Origin of the sequence: Streptococcus mitis, from assembly GCF_002096925.1 — a bacterium.
GTDB lineage: Bacteria > Bacillota > Bacilli > Lactobacillales > Streptococcaceae > Streptococcus > Streptococcus mitis_AF.
Map to the genome: position 1 here is coordinate 1 of NZ_NCVN01000014.1, position 17,563 is coordinate 17,563.

Below are 17,563 nucleotides of genomic sequence, written 5' to 3' on the forward strand. Positions count from 1 at the left end.
TCTTTGAGAGGCAAGTGACGAGTCAAGAGCAATAAGGCTTGAACAAAGTGAAAGCCAGCGTCTTTAGGCGCTGGCTGGTAATTTGGGCTTATAGCCCTGGGACAAACCACCCGTTTGACGGGTGGTCATGATTTTGAAGTTCTTTATAAAAACTAAAAAAATGAACTTAACGTTCAAAAATTAGACATAACAAATTAAAAAATATACCGACTTTTATCTCCCTGAATGATATAATGATTGTATATTGTGGGTTTATTGTAATGTTGTGTTTGATTTTCAAAAAGAACAATTATCTAGAAGAAGAGAATATATAACATAGTTTTGAAATGATTCTTGAATTTGAACATTGGGTATAATTGAGTACGATTTTAAAAATTTTTGAATATAGACTTAGATACTTTATCTTGGTTGATAGAGTATTTACTTTAAAATACAAGGGTAACAGGTAAAAAATTAAATAAACAAAAAATGATGTTTATTCGTGATGTTAGGTTTGATAAATCCAATCGTTTTAGTATTTTTATTTTTGGAGAATTACTCAAGAGGCTGAAGAGGACGGTTTGCTAAATCGTTAGGTCGGATAACTGGCGCGAGGGTTCGAATCCCTCATTCTCCGTTAGAATAATCTTGAGATTTTCTAAAGAAACACTCTTAGGGACTTTTTCCAAGAGTAAATTTTATAAAGAGGTGTATTATGAAAAAAGTTAAGTTGCTTGGTATTTTAGCGCTCTCAGCAGTTGTCTTAGGTGCTTGTTCTTCACTTCCGAGTCAGTCAGGGTCGAATTCTGACAAAACCGAACAAACTGATAAGAAAGAAGAATCAGTCAAAGAAAAAGTTACAAAAGATGCTGAAACTTTATTAGATGCAGTTTTGACTACTGATATTGCTAAGTTTAAAAAGATTTACGGCGAAACCTATGAAAAATGGACTGAGGCAGTATTTGCGGTTCAAACTAGTGAAAAGGTAAAAGATGATGGTCTTACACCAGCCTCTACCTATTCTGTTCAATGGCATGCTGATTTCCCTATTGAAACACCAGAAGAAACAATTACTGGTTTCTTAAAAGTAAGACGAAAAATGTTCCAGGAGATTGGTTCTTACTCTATTAAGGATGTTAAGTTAGACGAATCAGGGAGTTCAGCTACTGTAACTTTTACATCTAAAAAGTTGCATTCTAAGGGCTTGGCTTCTTCAACAAGAGACGTTTTAACAACTCTAATTGGAGGGATTGACAACTTAGGTAAGTACAATACTGCGGGATCAAATGTTGATATTAAACGATACCAAACATTAATTTCGTACTGGATTTTTGAGCATCTGTTTAGGCATGATTTTACTATCTATAACGATGTTGACCCTAACTTAGCGTATACACCATTTACTACTGGAGATTTTGATACTGAAATTAAATTAACCAAAGATAAGGATGGCAACTGGCTTATCTCTCAAGAGGATTATCGTACTCTAGCGACTGAGTTAATTGATAATACAGAAGGTTATGATACTGTTGTCCGAAGTAATGTTTCAAAATCTAACGACAAAGGCAAATCTAGTGATAAATCGACAGACAACTCCTCAGATAAAAAAGATAAAAGTAGTATCTGATAATTAGTTTAAAAAGTAAAGCAAGTAGTTTATAATAGCTACTTGCTTTATTTCGTTTTATTAGCAAAAAAGATACAACATTTGTCGCATCCCCCAAAATAATTGTTCTTTTCCACGGAAGACATGGGATTCGAACCCACGCACGCTGTTACACGCCTACCGCGTTTCCAACACGGCCTCTTAAGCCTCTTGAGTAATCTTCCAATACTTACTCAAATAGTCTACCATAAAGGCCCTTATCTTGCAATAAAAATTCTAGAAATAAGAAAAATGATAGATTTTGAAAGAAAATGATAAAAAACGCTTGACTTTTAAATAAAGTGTGATAGAATGAATAGTGTAAACGATAACAGGAGGTGATTCGGTGTTAAAAACAGAGCGGAAACAACTGATTTTAGAGGAGTTAAATCAACATCATGTAGTTTCTCTAGAAAAATTAGTTAGTTTGCTAGAGACCTCAGAATCAACGGTTCGAAGAGACTTGGATGAGTTGGAAGCGGAAAACAAGCTTCGTCGCGTGCATGGTGGAGCAGAATTGCCCCATTCCTTGCAGGAAGAAGAAACCATTCAAGAAAAATCTGTCAAAAACCTTCAAGAAAAGAAGTTGTTAGCTCAGAAAGCAGCCTCTCTCATTAAAGAAAAAGATGTCATCTTTATCGATGCAGGAACAACGACTGCTTTTTTGATTCATGAATTGGTCAATAAGAATGTTACAGTCGTGACCAACTCCATTCACCATGCTGCACAGTTGGTTGAAAAGCAGATTCCAACTGTCATGGTTGGAGGAAGTGTCAAGATGGCGACAGATGCTAGCATCGGGGGAGTTGCTCTTAACCAGATTAACCAATTGCACTTTGACCGTGCCTTTATCGGGATGAATGGTGTGGACGATGGTTATTATACGACTCCTGATATGGAAGAGGGAGTTGTGAAGCGTGCTATTTTGGAGAATGCTAAACAGACCTACGTCTTAGTGGATTCATCAAAAATTGGACAAACTTGCTTTGCCAAGGTAGCACCACTCAAACGAGCTATTGTTATCACAAGTCAAGGGCATGAGCTCTTGCAGGCTATTAAGGAGAAAACGGAGGTAATAGAAGTATGATTTATACAGTCACACTCAATCCGTCTATTGACTATATTGTGCGTTTGGACCAAGTCCAAGTTGGCAGTGTCAATCGTATGGACAGTGATGATAAGTTTGCTGGTGGGAAAGGAATCAATGTCAGTCGTGTCTTGAAACGCTTAGATATTCCAAATACAGCGACAGGATTTATCGGAGGCTTTACTGGTAAATTTATCACAGATACTTTGGCTGATGAAGAAATTGAGACACGTTTTGTCCAAGTGGCAGAAGATACTCGTATCAATGTTAAAATCAAAGCAGACCAAGAAACAGAAATCAATGGAACGGGTCCAAATGTCGAACCAGCTCAGCTAGAAGAATTGAAAGCTATTTTATCTAGTCTGACAGCAGATGATACGGTTGTGTTTGCGGGCTCGAGTGCTAAAAACCTAGGAAATGTTATCTACAAGGATTTGATTGCCTTGACACGTCAGACGGGTGCGCAAGTGGTTTGTGACTTTGAAGGACAGACCTTGATTGATAGTTTGGACTATCAGCCACTTTTGGTCAAACCAAACAATCATGAACTTGGAGCAATTTTTGGGGTTAAACTCGAAAGTTTAGATGAAATCGAGAACTATGCTCGTCAGTTACTGTCCAAAGGAGCTCAAAACGTCATTATCTCCATGGCTGGGGACGGTGCCCTTCTTGTCACATCTGAGGGAGCTTACTTTGCTAAACCAATCAAGGGAACAGTCAAAAATTCAGTTGGAGCTGGTGATTCTATGGTTGCCGGATTCACAGGTGAATTTGTCAAATCTAAAGATGCAGTAGAAGCCTTCAAATGGGGAGTTGCTTGCGGAACGGCAACCACCTTCTCAGATGACTTGGCAACAGCAGAATTTATTAAAGAAACATATGAAAAAGTTGAGGTAGAAAAAAGATGAAAATTCAAGACCTATTGAGAAAAGATGTCATGTTGCTGGATTTACAGGCGACTGAAAAAACAGCTGTCATTGAAGAAATGATTAAAAGCTTGACAGACCACGGTTATGTGACAGATTTTGAAACCTTTAAAGAAGGAATTTTGGCGCGTGAAGCTTTGACTTCTACTGGTTTGGGTGACGGAATCGCAATGCCTCACAGCAAAAATGCCGCTGTCAAAGAAGCGACAGTTCTCTTTGCTAAGTCAAATAAGGGTGTTGATTATGAGAGCTTGGATGGACAAGCAACTGACCTCTTCTTCATGATTGCGGCTCCAGAAGGTGCCAATGATACTCACTTGGCAGCCTTGGCAGAATTGTCTCAATACTTGATGAAAGACGGTTTTGCTGACAAACTTCGTCAAGTAACATCAGCTGACCAAGTTATCGAACTTTTTGACAAAGCTTCCGAAAAAACTGAAGAGCCTGTTCAAGCACCTACTAATGACTCTGATGAGTTTATCGTTGCTGTTACAGCTTGTACAACAGGTATTGCTCACACTTACATGGCTCAAGAAGCCCTTCAAAAAGTGGCTGCTGAAATGGGTGTTGGAATCAAGGTTGAAACCAACGGTGCTAGCGGTGTTGGAAACCAACTAACTGCTGAGGACATCCGCAAGGCTAAAGCTGTTATCATCGCTGCAGACAAGGCGGTTGAGATGGATCGTTTCGATGGCAAACCATTGATCAATCGTCCAGTTGCTGACGGTATCCGTAAAACAGAAGAATTGATTAACTTGGCTCTTTCAGGAGATGCTGAAGTCTACCGTGCTGCTAATGGAGCAAAAGCTTCGACAGCAAGCAACGAAAAACAAAGCCTTGGTGGTGCCTTCTACAAACACTTGATGAGTGGTGTATCTCAAATGTTGCCATTCGTTATAGGTGGTGGTATCATGATTGCCCTTGCCTTCTTGATTGACGGTGCTTTGGGTGTTCCAAATGAAAATCTTGGTAATCTTGGTTCCTACCATGAGCTAGCTTCTATGTTTATGAAAATTGGTGGAGCTGCCTTTGGTTTGATGCTCCCAGTCTTTGCAGGTTATGTTGCCTACTCTATCGCTGAAAAACCAGGTTTGGTAGCGGGTTTTGTGGCTGGTGCTATTGCTAAAGAAGGTTTTGCCTTTGGTAAAATCCCCTATGCAGCAGGTGGTGAAGCAACTTCAACTCTTGCAGGTGTATCATCTGGTTTCCTAGGTGCCCTTGTTGGTGGATTTATCGCAGGTGCTTTAGTTCTTGCTATCAAGAAATACGTTAAAGTTCCTCGTTCACTTGAAGGTGCAAAATCAATCCTTCTATTGCCACTTCTTGGAACAATCTTTACTGGATTTGTCATGCTAGCTGTTAACATCCCGATGGCAGCAATCAACACTGCTATGAATGACTTCCTAGGCGGTCTTGGAGGAGGTTCAGCTGTCCTTCTTGGTATCGTCCTTGGTGGAATGATGGCTGTTGACATGGGTGGACCAGTTAACAAAGCGGCTTATGTCTTTGGTACAGGTACGCTTGCAGCGTCTGTTTCTTCAGGTGGTTCTGTAGCCATGGCAGCAGTTATGGCTGGAGGAATGGTGCCACCACTTGCAATCTTTGTCGCAACTCTTCTTTTCAAAGATAAATTTACTAAGGAAGAACGCAACTCAGGTTTGACAAACATCATCATGGGCTTGTCATTTATCACTGAGGGAGCGATTCCATTTGGTGCCGCTGACCCAGCTCGTGCGATCCCAAGCTTTATCCTTGGTTCAGCAGTAGCAGGAGGCCTCGTTGGTCTTACTGGTATCAAACTCATGGCGCCACACGGAGGAATCTTCGTGATTGCCCTTACTTCAAATGCTCTTCTTTACCTCGTTTCTGTATTGGTAGGAGCAATCGTAAGTGGTGTGGTCTATGGTTACCTACGCAAACCAAAAGCATAAAACTTAGATAGAAAATGAAAAGATTGGACCGTTTGGTGCAGTCTTTTTCTCTTTCCGAAATGCCTGTGAAATATGGTATAATAGAAGAATGGCAAACAAGAATACAAGTAAAACAAGACGGAGACCGTCTAAAGCAGAACTCGAAAGAAAAGAAGCGATTCAACGAATGTTGATTTCGTTGGGAATCGCGCTTTTATTGATTTTCGCAGCCTTCAAATTAGGGGCTGCAGGTATAACCCTTTACAATCTAATTCGCTTGCTGGTGGGTAGCCTAGCTTATCTGGCAATATTTGGTATCCTACTCTATCTCTTCTTTTTCAAGTGGATACGAAAACAGGAAGGGCTCTTATCAGGATTTTTCACCATATTTGCTGGCCTGCTCTTGATTTTGGAGGCCTACTTAGTTTGGAAATATAGTTTGGACAAGTCGGTATTAAAAGGGACCATGGCTCAGGTTGTGACTGATTTGACAGGTTTTCGAACGACCAGTTTTGCTGGTGGAGGCTTGATTGGTGTTGCCCTCTATGTGCCAACAGCCTTTCTCTTCTCAAATATCGGTACTTACTTTATTGGTTCTATCTTGATTTTAGCTGGAGCCCTGCTAATCAGTCCTTGGTCTGTTTACGATATTGCGGAATTTTTCAGTAGAGGCTTTGCCAAATGGCGGGAAGGTCATGAGCGTCGAAAAGAGGAACGCTTTGTCAAACAAGAAGAAAAAGCTCGTCAAAAGGCTGAGGAAGAGGCTAGATTAGAACAAGAAGAGACCGAAAAAGCCTTACTCGATATGCCTCCTGTTGATATGGAAACGGGTGAAATTCTGACAGAAGATGTTGTGCTTGACGTTCCACCTGTTCCAGAAGAAGAATGGGTAGAACCAGAAATCATCCTGCCTCAAGCTGAACTTGAATTTGCTGAACAGGAAGATGGCTCTGATGATGAAGATGTACAGGTCGATTTTTCAGCCAAGGAGGCTCTCGAATACAAACTTCCAAGCTTACAACTCTTTGCCCCTGATAAACCCAAAGACCAGTCTAAAGAGAAGAAAATCGTTCGGGAAAACATCAAAATCCTAGAAGAAACCTTTGCTAGCTTTGGTATCAAGGTGACGGTTGAACGGGCTGAAATTGGCCCATCCGTGACCAAGTATGAAGTCAAGCCAGCAGTAGGTGTAAGGGTCAACCGCATTTCAAATCTAGCAGATGACCTCGCTCTAGCCTTGGCAGCCAAGGATGTCCGGATTGAAGCACCTATCCCAGGGAAATCCTTAGTCGGAATCGAAGTACCTAACTCTGAGATTGCGACAGTTTCTTTCCGCGAACTATGGGAACAATCTCAAACGAAAGCAGAAAATCTCTTGGAAATTCCTTTAGGGAAGGCTGTTAATGGAACCGCAAGAGCATTTAACCTCTCCAAGATGCCCCACTTGCTTGTCGCAGGTTCAACGGGATCAGGGAAGTCAGTAGCAGTTAACGGTATTATTGCTAGCATTCTCATGAAGGCGAGACCAGACCAAGTTAAATTTATGATGGTCGATCCCAAGATGGTTGAGTTGTCTGTTTACAATGATATTCCCCACCTCTTGATTCCAGTTGTGACCAATCCACGCAAGGCCAGCAAGGCTCTGCAAAAGGTTGTGGATGAAATGGAAAATCGTTATGAACTTTTTGCCAAGGTGGGAGTTCGTAACATTGCAGGCTTTAATGCCAAGGTAGAAGAGTTCAATGCCCAGTCTGAGTACAAGCAGATTCCGCTACCGCTCATTGTCGTGATTGTGGATGAGTTGGCTGACCTCATGATGGTAGCCAGCAAGGAAGTAGAAGATGCCATTATCCGTCTCGGACAGAAGGCGCGTGCTGCAGGGATTCACATGATTCTTGCAACCCAGCGTCCATCCGTTGATGTCATCTCTGGTTTGATCAAGGCCAATGTTCCATCACGAGTGGCTTTTGCGGTTTCATCAGGGACAGACTCCCGTACTATCTTGGATGAAAATGGAGCTGAGAAACTGCTTGGACGTGGAGATATGCTCTTTAAACCGATTGATGAAAATCATCCAGTTCGTCTGCAAGGATCCTTTATCTCGGATGATGATGTTGAACGCATCGTAAACTTTATCAAGGCTCAGGCGGATGCGGACTACGATGAGAGTTTTGATCCAGGTGAGGTTTCTGAAAATGAAGGAGAATTTTCAGATGGTGAATCTGGTGGAGATCCGCTTTTTGAAGAAGCCAAAGCTCTAGTCATTGAGACCCAGAAAGCCAGTGCTTCTATGATTCAGCGTCGTTTGTCAGTTGGATTTAACCGTGCGACTCGTCTCATGGAAGAACTGGAGATGGCAGGTGTTATCGGTCCAGCTGAAGGTACCAAACCAAGAAAAGTATTGCAACAATAAAAATGGCTTCTTTCCAAGTTTGGAGAGAAGCTATTTTAGTGATTATTGATTAGTTTTATTTTCCGAAGTTGGTGTATTATTGGACTGTTTTTCATTTTCAGTAGCAGGTTTACTTGGAGCAGGAGCAGGAGAATCCTGAGTTGATGTTTTCTGCTCTTCTTTTTTCTCTTCCTTGACGCTGGCTTTTGGTGTTTCCTCTTGCTGTGTTTTTTCTTGAGTGGTGTTAGTTTCTTTATTGGGACTAGTGTTTTCCTGAGGGGATTCCTTTTGAATTTCTTTGACAATGGTTGTCGTCTGGCTTGTCGTAGGTTCTTTTTTGGTATTTTTGTTATTATCCAAGGCGTTCATGATAGTGATACTTGCGGTAATTAAGCCAAGGATACTACCGATAGTAGCAACGGTTTTTTGAAAGACCGTAAAGCCTTTTTTGATGTGTTCTGTTTTTGGTTTTGAAGTTCTACGATAATTAGACATACATTCTCTCCTTTAATTAAAATTTATTATACCTCATTTCTTTAAAAAAATCTTAAAAAAAGAGGAATTGCCCTTTCTTGTCGCAAGCTCCGTTTCATGATACAATAGAAGGAGTGATTTTAGAAAGCGTGAGAAAACATGATTTACTTTGATAATTCGGCGACGACCAAGCCCTATCCTGAAGCCCTTGAAACCTATATGCAGGTCGCTTCAAAAATTTTAGGAAATCCATCTAGCCTCCATCGTTTGGGAGACCAGGCAACACGAATCTTAGATGCTTCTCGGCAACAGATTGCAGATTTAATCGGTAAGAAAAGCGATGAAATCTTCTTTACTTCTGGTGGGACAGAAGGAGATAACTGGGTCATCAAGGGTGTGGCCTTTGAAAAGGCTCGGTTTGGCAAGCACATCATTGTATCAGCCGTTGAACATCCAGCAGTTAAGGAATCAGCCCTCTGGCTGAAAAGTCAAGGATTTGAAGTGGATTTTGCTCCAGTTGATGAGAAAGGATTTGTGGATGTGAAGGCGTTAGCAGATTTGATACGACCAGATACGACCCTCGTTTCCATCATGGCAGTTAACAATGAAATTGGCTCTGTTCAGCCCATTGAGGCTATTTCAGAACTGTTAGCAGACAAGCCGACTATTTCCTTCCACGTTGATGCGGTTCAGGCACTTGCTAAGATTCCGACTGAAAAGTATCTGACAGAACGAGTGGATTTTGCGACTTTCTCTGGTCACAAGTTCCACGGAGTTCGTGGTGTTGGTTTTGTCTATATCAAGTCTGGCAAGAAGATTACACCACTGTTGACTGGTGGTGGTCAGGAACGTGATTACCGTTCGACAACTGAAAATGTAGCAGGTATTGCAGCGACAGCCAAGGCTCTCCGTTTATCTATGGAAAAGCTAGATATCTTTACTAGCAAGACTGGGCAGATGAAGGCAGTGATTCGTCAAGCACTTCTGGACTATCCAGATATTTTTGTCTTTTCAGATGAGGAAGACTTCGCACCTCATATTCTGACTTTTGGAATCAAGGGTGTTCGTGGTGAAGTCATCGTTCACGCCTTTGAAGACTATGATATTTTCATCTCAACGACCTCTGCTTGTTCATCCAAGGCTGGGAAACCTGCAGGAACTCTTATTGCTATGGGAGTGGATAAAGATAAGGCCCAGTCAGCTGTGCGTCTAAGCCTAGACCTTGAAAATGATATGAGTCAGGTCGAGCAGTTTTTGACCAAGTTAAAATTAATTTACAACCAAACTAGAAAAGTAAGATAGGAGCATTCATGCAGTATTCAGAAATTATGATTCGCTACGGTGAGCTGTCAACCAAGGGTAAAAACCGTATGCGTTTCATCAATAAACTTCGCAATAATATTTCAGACGTTTTGTCTATCTATCCCCAAGTTAAGGTAACAGCAGATCGCGACCGTGCCCACGCTTACCTCAATGGAGCAGATTACACAGCAGTAGCAGAATCGCTCAAACAAGTTTTTGGAATTCAAAACTTTTCCCCTGTTTATAAGGTTGAAAAATCTGTAGAAGTTTTGAAGTCTTCTGTCCAAGAGATTATGCAGGACATCTACAAGGAAGGCATGACCTTTAAAATTTCTAGCAAGCGTAGCGACCACAACTTTGAACTCGACAGTCGTGAACTCAACCAAACGCTTGGAGGGGCTGTATTTGAAGCCATTCCAAACGTACAAGCTCAAATGAAAAGTCCTGATATCAATCTCCAAGTGGAGATTCGTGAAGAAGCAGCCTATCTTTCTTATGAAACTATTCGTGGGGCGGGTGGTTTGCCAGTTGGAACTTCAGGTAAAGGGATGCTCATGTTGTCAGGAGGGATTGACTCACCTGTAGCAGGTTATCTTGCTCTTAAGCGTGGGGTAGATATTGAGGCCGTTCACTTTGCCAGCCCACCTTATACTAGTCCAGGCGCTCTCAAGAAAGCCCAAGATTTGACCCGTAAATTGACCAAGTTTGGTGGAAATATCCAGTTTATCGAAGTTCCTTTTACAGAGATTCAAGAGGAAATCAAGGCTAAAGCGCCAGAAGCCTACCTCATGACCTTGACACGACGTTTTATGATGCGTATTACAGATCGTATTCGTGAGGTACGAAATGGTTTAGTTATCATCAATGGGGAAAGCCTAGGTCAAGTAGCCAGCCAAACCTTGGAGAGCATGCAGGCTATCAATGCAGTTACCAACACTCCCATCATCCGTCCAGTTGTGACAATGGATAAGTTGGAAATCATTGACATTGCTCAGGAAATTGACACCTTTGAAATTTCTATCCAGCCTTTTGAAGACTGTTGTACCATCTTTGCACCTGACCGTCCTAAGACCAATCCTAAGATTAAAAATGCAGAACAGTATGAAAAACGTATGGATGTTGAAGGTTTGGTTGAGCGAGCAGTGGCTGGAATCATGATTACTGAGATTACACCACAGGCTGAAAAAGATGAAGTGGATGACTTGATTGATAATTTGCTCTAATCAGAAAATCCAGAAGAATTTAGAAAAATAAATGAAAAAGTTAGTTTTTAATTCCAAAAATGGAAGCAAAACTAACTTTTTTTCTATAATTGTGATATAATAAAATAAAATTTTGAATATAGAGAGTTTTCTGACAATGAATCAATCCTACTTTTATTTAAAAATGAAAGAACACAAACTCAAGGTTCCTTATACAGGTAAGGAACGCCGTGTACGTGTTCTTCTGCCTAAAGATTATGAGAAAGACACGGATCGTTCCTATCCTGTTGTTTACTTTCATGACGGGCAAAATGTTTTTTATAGTAAAGAGTCCTTCATTGGCCATTCATGGAAGATTATCCCAGCTATTAAGCGTAATCCTGACATCAGTCGCATGATTGTCGTTGCCATTGACAATGATGGTATGGGGCGGATGAATGAGTATGCGGCTTGGAAGTTCCAAGAATCTCCTATCCCAGGGCAGCAGTTTGGTGGTAAGGGTGTGGAGTATGCCGAGTTTGTCATGGAGGTGGTCAAACCTTTTATCGATGAGACCTACCGTACCAAATCTGACCGCCAGCATACGGCTATGATTGGTTCCTCACTAGGCGGCAATATTACCCAGTTTATCGGTTTGGAATACCAAGACCAAATTGGTTGCTTGGGCGTCTTTTCATCTGCAAACTGGCTCCACCAAGAAGCCTTTAACCGCTATATCGAGCGTCAGCAACTATCGCCTGACCAGCGTACCTTCATCTATGTAGGAACGGAAGAAGCGGATGATACAGACAAGACCTTGATGGCTGGCAATATCAAACAAGCCTATATCGACTCGTCGCTTCGCTATTACCATGATTTGATAGCAGGGGGAGTACACTTGGACAATCTTGTCTTGAAAGTTCAGTCTGGTGCCATCCATAGTGAAATCCCTTGGTCGGAGAATTTACCAGACTGTCTGAGATTTTTTGCAGAGAAATGGTAAGTTAGAAAAGGAGAAAGCCAATGCATATTGAAAACCTTAGCCACTGGAGTGGCAATCTTAACCGTGAAATGTACCTTAATCGTTATGGACATGCTGGGATTCCAGTTGTGGTCTTTGCTTCATCAGGTGGTAGTCACAACGAATACTATGATTTTGGCATGATTGATGCCTGTGCTTCCTTTATCGAGGAAGGCCGTGTCCAGTTCTTTACCCTATCCAGTGTAGACAGTGAGAGCTGGTTGGCCACTTGGAAAAACGGTCACGACCAAGCGGAGATGCATCGTGCCTACGAGCGTTATGTGATTGAGGAGTCTATTCCTTTTATCAAGCATAAGACAGGTTGGTTTGATGGCATGATGACGACAGGTTGCTCGATGGGCGCCTACCATGCACTCAACTTTTTTCTCCAACATCCAGATGTCTTTACCAAGGTGATTGCTCTTAGTGGTGTTTACGACGCACGTTTCTTTGTCGGCGATTACTACAATGACGATGTTATTTATCAAAACTCGCCAGTAGATTATATCTGGAATCAGAATGACGGCTGGTTTATTGATCGTTACCGTCAGGCAGAAATTGTGCTGTGTACGGGTCTTGGAGCTTGGGAACAAGACGGTTTACCATCCTTTTACAAGCTCAAAGAAGCCTTTGACCAGAAACAAATTCCAGCCTGGTTTGCTGAATGGGGACACGATGTCGCCCACGACTGGGAATGGTGGCGCAGACAAATGCCTTATTTCCTTGGAAATCTCTATTTATAAAAGGAGTTACCTATGAATTACCTTGTTATTTCTCCCTACTATCCACAAAATTTTCAACAGTTTACAATTGAGCTAGCCAATAAAGGCATCACGGTCTTGGGAATTGGTCAGGAACCATACGAGCAGTTGGATGAGCCTTTACGCAATAGTCTAACCGAATATTTCCGTGTGGACAATCTTGAGAACATAGATGAAGTCAAACGTGCAGTTGCTTTTCTCTTTTATAAACATGGCCCAATTGACCGCATCGAATCCCACAATGAATATTGGCTAGAGTTGGACGCAAGTCTTCGTGAGCAATTCAATGTTTTTGGTGCCAAACCAGAGGATCTCAAAAAGACGAAATTTAAGTCTGAAATGAAGAAGCTTTTCAAAAAAGCAGGTGTCCCTGTGGTCCCTGGAGCTGTTATCAAGACGGAAGCAGATGTTGATCAAGCTGTGAATGAAATCGGCCTTCCAATGATTGCCAAACCTGACAATGGAGTGGGAGCGGCCGCCACCTTTAAGCTTGAGACAGAAGAAGATGTAAATCACTTTAAGGCTGAGTGGGACCATTCAACCGTTTATTTCTTTGAAAAATTTGTCACTTCCAGTGAAATTTGCACCTTTGATGGTCTTGTGGACAAGGATGGTAAAATTGTCTTCTCAACAACCTTTGACTACGCCTATACACCGCTTGATCTCATGATTTACAAGATGGACAATTCTTATTACGTTCTCAAGGATATGGATCCTAAATTACGTAAATATGGTGAGGCAATTGTCAAGGAATTTGGCATGAAAGAACGGTTCTTCCATATTGAGTTCTTCCGTGAAGGGGACGACTACATTGCCATTGAGTACAATAACCGTCCTGCAGGTGGTTTTACAATTGATGTTTATAACTTTGCTCATTCCTTGGACCTCTATCGTGGCTATGCGGCTATTGTCGCGGGAGAAGAGTTCTCAGCGTCAGAGTTTGAACCTCAGTATTGTTTGGCTACATCACGTCGTGCAAATGCTCACTATGTCTATTCAGAAGAGGACTTGCTTGCCAAATACAGTCAGCAGTTCAAGGTTAAAAAAATCATGCCAGCGGCCTTCGCAGAACTTCAAGGAGATTACCTTTATATGCTGACGACTCCGAGTCGACAAGAAATGGAGCAGATGATTGCAGATTTCGGACAACGTCAAGAATAAGAACTCTCGGATTAAGGAAATGCACCTCCTTAATCCTTTTGTTTTTTATAAGAAATAAAATCGCTTTCTTATATATTCTTTTAGAAAACCTGTTGCTAAAAGATATAAAAATTGATAGAATAAGGATTGTCTAAAAAATTTTAAGGAGAATCTATCAAATGGATTTCACATGGGCAATTAAATATGCCACTGAATTTTTGGGAACTGCTATTTTGATCATTCTTGGAAATGGTGCAGTTGCCAACGTTGAACTTAAAGGTACGAAAGGTCACCAAAGTGGCTGGATCGTTATCGCTGTTGGTTATGGTATGGGGGTTATGATCCCAGCATTAATGTTTGGTAACGTATCTGGAAACCACATTAACCCAGCCTTCACTCTTGGACTTGCAATCAGCGGTCTTTTCCCTTGGGCACAAGTTGCACCTTATATCATCGCACAAGTTTTGGGTGCTATCTTTGGTCAAGCCTTGGTTGTGGCAACACACCGCCCATACTACTTGAAAACTGAAAATCCAAACAACATTTTGGGTACTTTCTCAACAATTTCAAGTTTGGATAATGGTACAAAAGAATCACGTTTTGCAGCAACTGTTAATGGTTTTGTAAATGAGTTTGTTGGATCATTTGTTCTTTTCTTTGCAGCCCTTGGAATGACTAAAAACTTCTTTGGTTCTGAAGTGCTTCAATACATGAAACAAATGGCTAGTCAAGCAGGTCAAAATGTTGACTTTTCTGATTTAGCAATCAAAGCCCAAGTAGCACCACATACTGCTTCAGGACTTTCAGTAGCTCACTTAGCACTTGGATTCCTTGTTATGGCCTTGGTAACATCACTTGGTGGACCTACAGGACCTGCCTTGAACCCAGCCCGTGACTTGGGACCACGTCTCCTTCATGCTTTCCTTCCAAAATCAGTTCTTGGTGAGCACAAAGGTGATTCAAAATGGTGGTACTCTTGGGTACCAGTAGTAGCACCGATCGCAGCAGCAATTGCCGCAGTAGCTATCTTCAAATTCCTTTACCTATAAGAAATTGAAACCGAGGAAATCCTCGGTTTTTTAGATGAAATTTTACGAAAAAAAGGTAAATCTGAGCATAATTTCTTGTAAAAAATTCTAAAATCCTTTAAAATAAAAGAGTTGGAGGAATTTATGAATGTAAATCAGATTGTACGGATTATTCCTACTTTAAAAGTTAATAATAGAAAATTAAATGAAACATTTTATATAGAAACCCTTGGCATGAAGGCCTTGTTAGAAGAGTCAGCCTTTCTGTCACTAGGTGATCAAACAGGTCTAGAAAAGCTGGTTTTAGAAGAAGCTCCAAGTATGCGCACTCGTAAGGTAGAGGGAAGAAAAAAACTAGCTAGATTGATTGTCAAAGTGGAAAATCCCTTAGAAATTGAAGGACTCTTATCTAAAACAGATTCGATTCATCAATTATATAAAGGTCAAAACGGCTACGCTTTTGAAATTTACTCTCCAGAAGATGATTTGGTTTTGATTCATGCGGAAGATGACAGAGAAAATCTAGTAGAAGTAGGAGAAAAACCTGAATTTCAAACAGATTTGGAATCAATTTCTTTGAGTAAATTTGAGATCTCTATGGAATTACACCTCCCAACGAATATTGAAAGTTTCTTGGAACTATCTGAAATTGGGGCATCACTTAATTTTATCCCAGCACAGGGGCAGGATTTGACTGTAGACAATACGGTTACTTGGGACTTATCTATGCTCAAGTTCTTGGTCAATGAACTAGATATAGAAAGTCTGCGCCAGAAGTTTGAGTCTACTGAATATTTTATTCCTAAGTCTGAAAAATTCTTCCTTGGAAAAGATAGAAATAACGTTGAATTGTGGTTTGAAGAAGTATGAAGTGGACCAAGATTATTAAAAAAATAGAAGACCAAATCGAGGCAGGGATCTATCCCGGAGCCTCTTTTGCGTATTTTAAGGACCATCAATGGACGGAGTTCTATTTAGGCCAGAGTGACCCAGAGCATGGCTTGCAGACTGAAGCAGGACTTGTTTATGACCTAGCTAGTGTCAGCAAGGTTGTTGGGGTTGGCACAGTTTTGACCTTCTTGTGGGATAAAGGTCAATTAGATATTGATAGACCGGTAACAGATTTTTTACCTGAAAGTGATTATCCAGACATCACTATTCGCCAGCTCTTAACCCATGCTACAAATCTTGATCCGTTTATTCCCAATCGTGATCTTTTAACTGCCTCAGAATTAAAGGAAGCGATGTTTCATCTCAACAGAAGAAGTCAGCCAGCCTTTCTTTATTCAGATGTCCACTTTTTGATTTTAGGCTTTATTTTGGAAAGAATCTTTGATCAAGACTTGGATGTGATTTTACAAGAACAAGTCTGGAAACCTTGGGGAATGACGGAAACTCAATTTGGATCTATTGAGCTTGCTGTTCCAACAGTCAGAGGTGTAGAGGCCGGTATGGTACATGATCCCAAGGCTCGTCTCTTGGGCAGACATGCTGGTAGTGCTGGTTTGTTTTCGACTGTAAAGGATTTACAAATCTTTTTAGAACACTATTTAGAGGATGATTTTGCAAGAAATTTGAGTCAAAATTTTTCTCCTTTGGATGACAAGGAACGTTCTTTAGCATGGAATTTGGAGGGAGATTGGCTAGACCATACGGGCTATACGGGTACCTTTATCATGTGGAATCGTCAGAAGAAAGAAGGGGTTATTTTTCTATCGAATCGTACCTATGAAAAGGATGAACGAGCCCAGTGGATACTAGACCGCAATCAAGTGATGGACTTGATTCGTAAAGAAGAGTAAGGAGAGACATGTCAAACAGTTTAAAAGGGACTCTATTAACAGTTGTGGCTGGGATTACTTGGGGCTTGTCAGGAACGAGTGGCCAATACCTGATGGCACACGGAATTTCGGCTCTGGTTTTGACCAACTTACGTCTTTTAATCGCTGGTGGAATTCTTATGCTCTTAGCTTATGCTACTACAAAGGATAAAATGCTGGCCTTTTTAAAGGATAGAAAGAGTTTGCTGTCTCTTCTTATTTTTGCTCTAATTGGTCTATTCCTCAATCAATTTGCCTATCTAACTGCTATTCAGGAGACCAATGCAGGTACCGCGACTGTGCTTCAGTATGTTTGTCCTGTCGGGATTTTAATTTATAGCTGTATCAAGGATAAGGTGGCGCCGACGCTTGGAGAGATTATTTCCATCATATTAGCCATTGGAGGGACCTTCCTGATCGCCACTCATGGGCAGTTAGACCAGTTATCCATGACACCTGCCGGTCTGTTCTGGGGTCTCTTTTCTGCTCTGACTTACGCACTTTATATCATTTTGCCCATAGCCTTGATTAAGAAGTGGGGGAGCAGTTTGGTCATTGGTGTGGGAATGGTCATAGCAGGTTCGGTCGCCCTTCCTTTTACAGGAGTTCTACAGACTGCTATTCCAACTAGTCTTGATTTTCTCCTTGCATTTGCAGGTATTATCCTTATCGGGACTGTTTTTGCCTATACAGCCTTCTTAAAGGGAGCCAGTTTGATTGGACCAGTTAAGTCAAGCTTGTTGGCTTCAATTGAGCCAATCTCGGCGGGTTTCTTTGCCTTCCTAATTATGAATGAACAATTTTATCCCATTGATTTTCTTGGAATGGCAATGATTTTAATTGCAGTAACTCTGATTTCTTTGAAAGATTTATTGTTAGAGAAATAAACAAAAAATG

Annotated in this window: 15 protein-coding genes and 2 tRNA genes; 15 read left to right on the plus strand and 2 right to left on the minus strand. The window is 41.1% G+C overall.

What is annotated here, in order from left to right; translation table 11 throughout:
* The first annotated feature begins 528 nt into the window (after positions 1-528).
* Positions 529-616, plus strand: a tRNA-Ser gene (locus B7692_RS03860).
* Positions 617-694: 78 nt separating this feature from the next.
* On the plus strand, positions 695-1,606 hold the full coding sequence (locus tag B7692_RS03865; RefSeq protein WP_060627979.1) for a hypothetical protein: 912 nt from the start codon (positions 695-697) through the stop codon (positions 1,604-1,606).
* A 115-nt stretch (positions 1,607-1,721) separates the two neighbouring features.
* On the opposite strand, the gene B7692_RS03870 is transcribed toward B7692_RS03865, so the two are convergent.
* Positions 1,722-1,809 (minus strand) — tRNA-Ser (locus tag B7692_RS03870).
* Between the two features lie 161 nt (positions 1,810-1,970).
* Between B7692_RS03870 and B7692_RS03875 the strand changes: the two genes are divergently transcribed.
* The 4 genes from B7692_RS03875 to B7692_RS03890 all read left to right on the plus strand — a co-directional run bounded on the left by B7692_RS03875 (position 1,971) and on the right by B7692_RS03890 (position 7,960).
* On the plus strand, positions 1,971-2,711 hold the full coding sequence (locus B7692_RS03875) for a DeoR/GlpR family DNA-binding transcription regulator (protein ID WP_084929961.1): 741 nt from the start codon (positions 1,971-1,973) through the stop codon (positions 2,709-2,711).
* Positions 2,708-3,619, plus strand: a complete 912-nt coding sequence (gene pfkB, locus B7692_RS03880) for a 1-phosphofructokinase (RefSeq protein WP_084929962.1) — start codon at positions 2,708-2,710, stop codon at positions 3,617-3,619. The genes B7692_RS03875 and pfkB overlap by 4 nt, the downstream gene beginning before the upstream one ends.
* Positions 3,616-5,568: a fructose-specific PTS transporter subunit EIIC gene (locus B7692_RS03885; RefSeq protein WP_084929963.1), complete on the plus strand. Its 1,953-nt coding sequence runs from the start codon at positions 3,616-3,618 to the stop codon at positions 5,566-5,568. Before pfkB ends, B7692_RS03885 begins: the two co-directional genes overlap by 4 nt.
* Before the next feature lie 88 nt (positions 5,569-5,656).
* Positions 5,657-7,960, plus strand: coding sequence for a DNA translocase FtsK (locus tag B7692_RS03890; protein ID WP_084929964.1), 2,304 nt, complete (start codon positions 5,657-5,659; stop codon positions 7,958-7,960).
* Between the two features lie 42 nt (positions 7,961-8,002).
* Here B7692_RS03890 and B7692_RS03895 read toward each other — a convergent pair whose 3' ends face one another.
* Positions 8,003-8,434: a DUF6556 family protein gene (locus B7692_RS03895; protein WP_084929965.1), complete on the minus strand. Its 432-nt coding sequence runs from the start codon at positions 8,432-8,434 to the stop codon at positions 8,003-8,005.
* A 138-nt stretch (positions 8,435-8,572) separates the two neighbouring features.
* Between B7692_RS03895 and B7692_RS03900 the strand changes: the two genes are divergently transcribed.
* From B7692_RS03900 to B7692_RS03940, 9 genes are all read left to right on the plus strand, one after another.
* Positions 8,573-9,715 carry a cysteine desulfurase family protein gene (locus tag B7692_RS03900; protein WP_084929966.1) on the plus strand — a complete coding sequence of 381 codons (1,143 nt, stop codon included), beginning with the start codon at positions 8,573-8,575 and terminating at the stop codon, positions 9,713-9,715.
* An 8-nt stretch (positions 9,716-9,723) separates the two neighbouring features.
* Positions 9,724-10,938, plus strand: a complete 1,215-nt coding sequence (thiI, locus tag B7692_RS03905; RefSeq protein WP_084929967.1) for a tRNA uracil 4-sulfurtransferase ThiI — start codon at positions 9,724-9,726, stop codon at positions 10,936-10,938.
* 136 nt (positions 10,939-11,074) lie between these two features.
* Positions 11,075-11,899 carry an alpha/beta hydrolase gene (locus tag B7692_RS03910; RefSeq protein WP_084929968.1) on the plus strand — a complete coding sequence of 275 codons (825 nt, stop codon included), beginning with the start codon at positions 11,075-11,077 and terminating at the stop codon, positions 11,897-11,899.
* 20 nt (positions 11,900-11,919) lie between these two features.
* Positions 11,920-12,660, plus strand: a complete 741-nt coding sequence (locus B7692_RS03915) for an esterase family protein (RefSeq protein ID WP_084929969.1) — start codon at positions 11,920-11,922, stop codon at positions 12,658-12,660.
* Positions 12,661-12,672: 12 nt separating this feature from the next.
* A complete protein-coding gene (locus B7692_RS03920; protein WP_084929970.1) occupies positions 12,673-13,839 on the plus strand; it encodes an ATP-grasp domain-containing protein in 1,167 nt (388 codons plus the stop codon).
* A gap of 158 nt (positions 13,840-13,997) precedes the next feature.
* A complete protein-coding gene (gene gla, locus B7692_RS03925; RefSeq protein ID WP_000348101.1) occupies positions 13,998-14,867 on the plus strand; it encodes an aquaglyceroporin Gla in 870 nt (289 codons plus the stop codon).
* Between the two features lie 123 nt (positions 14,868-14,990).
* A complete protein-coding gene (locus tag B7692_RS03930) occupies positions 14,991-15,716 on the plus strand; it encodes a CppA N-terminal domain-containing protein (protein ID WP_049516567.1) in 726 nt (241 codons plus the stop codon).
* Complete coding sequence (locus B7692_RS03935; RefSeq protein ID WP_084929971.1) at positions 15,713-16,648, plus strand: serine hydrolase domain-containing protein; 936 nt, start codon at positions 15,713-15,715, stop codon at positions 16,646-16,648. Before B7692_RS03930 ends, B7692_RS03935 begins: the two co-directional genes overlap by 4 nt.
* Before the next feature lie 8 nt (positions 16,649-16,656).
* Positions 16,657-17,553 carry a DMT family transporter gene (locus tag B7692_RS03940; RefSeq protein WP_084929972.1) on the plus strand — a complete coding sequence of 299 codons (897 nt, stop codon included), beginning with the start codon at positions 16,657-16,659 and terminating at the stop codon, positions 17,551-17,553.
* Positions 17,554-17,563: the final 10 nt, after the last annotated feature.

Excerpts from the sequence above, each read along its gene's own strand:
- B7692_RS03900 (WP_084929966.1), top strand. The coding sequence starts at position 8,573 with ATGATTTACTTTGATAATTCGGCGACGACCAAGCCCTATCCTGAAGCC.
- B7692_RS03865 (WP_060627979.1), top strand. The coding sequence starts at position 695 with ATGAAAAAAGTTAAGTTGCTTGGTATTTTAGCGCTCTCAGCAGTTGTC.
- B7692_RS03940 (WP_084929972.1), top strand. The coding sequence starts at position 16,657 with ATGTCAAACAGTTTAAAAGGGACTCTATTAACAGTTGTGGCTGGGATT.
- B7692_RS03885 (WP_084929963.1), top strand. The coding sequence starts at position 3,616 with ATGAAAATTCAAGACCTATTGAGAAAAGATGTCATGTTGCTGGATTTA.
- gla (WP_000348101.1), top strand. The coding sequence starts at position 13,998 with ATGGATTTCACATGGGCAATTAAATATGCCACTGAATTTTTGGGAACT.
- B7692_RS03890 (WP_084929964.1), top strand. The coding sequence starts at position 5,657 with ATGGCAAACAAGAATACAAGTAAAACAAGACGGAGACCGTCTAAAGCA.
- B7692_RS03930 (WP_049516567.1), top strand. The coding sequence starts at position 14,991 with ATGAATGTAAATCAGATTGTACGGATTATTCCTACTTTAAAAGTTAAT.
- pfkB (WP_084929962.1), top strand. The coding sequence starts at position 2,708 with ATGATTTATACAGTCACACTCAATCCGTCTATTGACTATATTGTGCGT.
- B7692_RS03915 (WP_084929969.1), top strand. The coding sequence starts at position 11,920 with ATGCATATTGAAAACCTTAGCCACTGGAGTGGCAATCTTAACCGTGAA.
- B7692_RS03920 (WP_084929970.1), top strand. The coding sequence starts at position 12,673 with ATGAATTACCTTGTTATTTCTCCCTACTATCCACAAAATTTTCAACAG.
- thiI (WP_084929967.1), top strand. The coding sequence starts at position 9,724 with ATGCAGTATTCAGAAATTATGATTCGCTACGGTGAGCTGTCAACCAAG.
- B7692_RS03910 (WP_084929968.1), top strand. The coding sequence starts at position 11,075 with ATGAATCAATCCTACTTTTATTTAAAAATGAAAGAACACAAACTCAAG.
- B7692_RS03935 (WP_084929971.1), top strand. The coding sequence starts at position 15,713 with ATGAAGTGGACCAAGATTATTAAAAAAATAGAAGACCAAATCGAGGCA.
- B7692_RS03895 (WP_084929965.1), bottom strand. The coding sequence starts at position 8,434 with ATGTCTAATTATCGTAGAACTTCAAAACCAAAAACAGAACACATCAAA.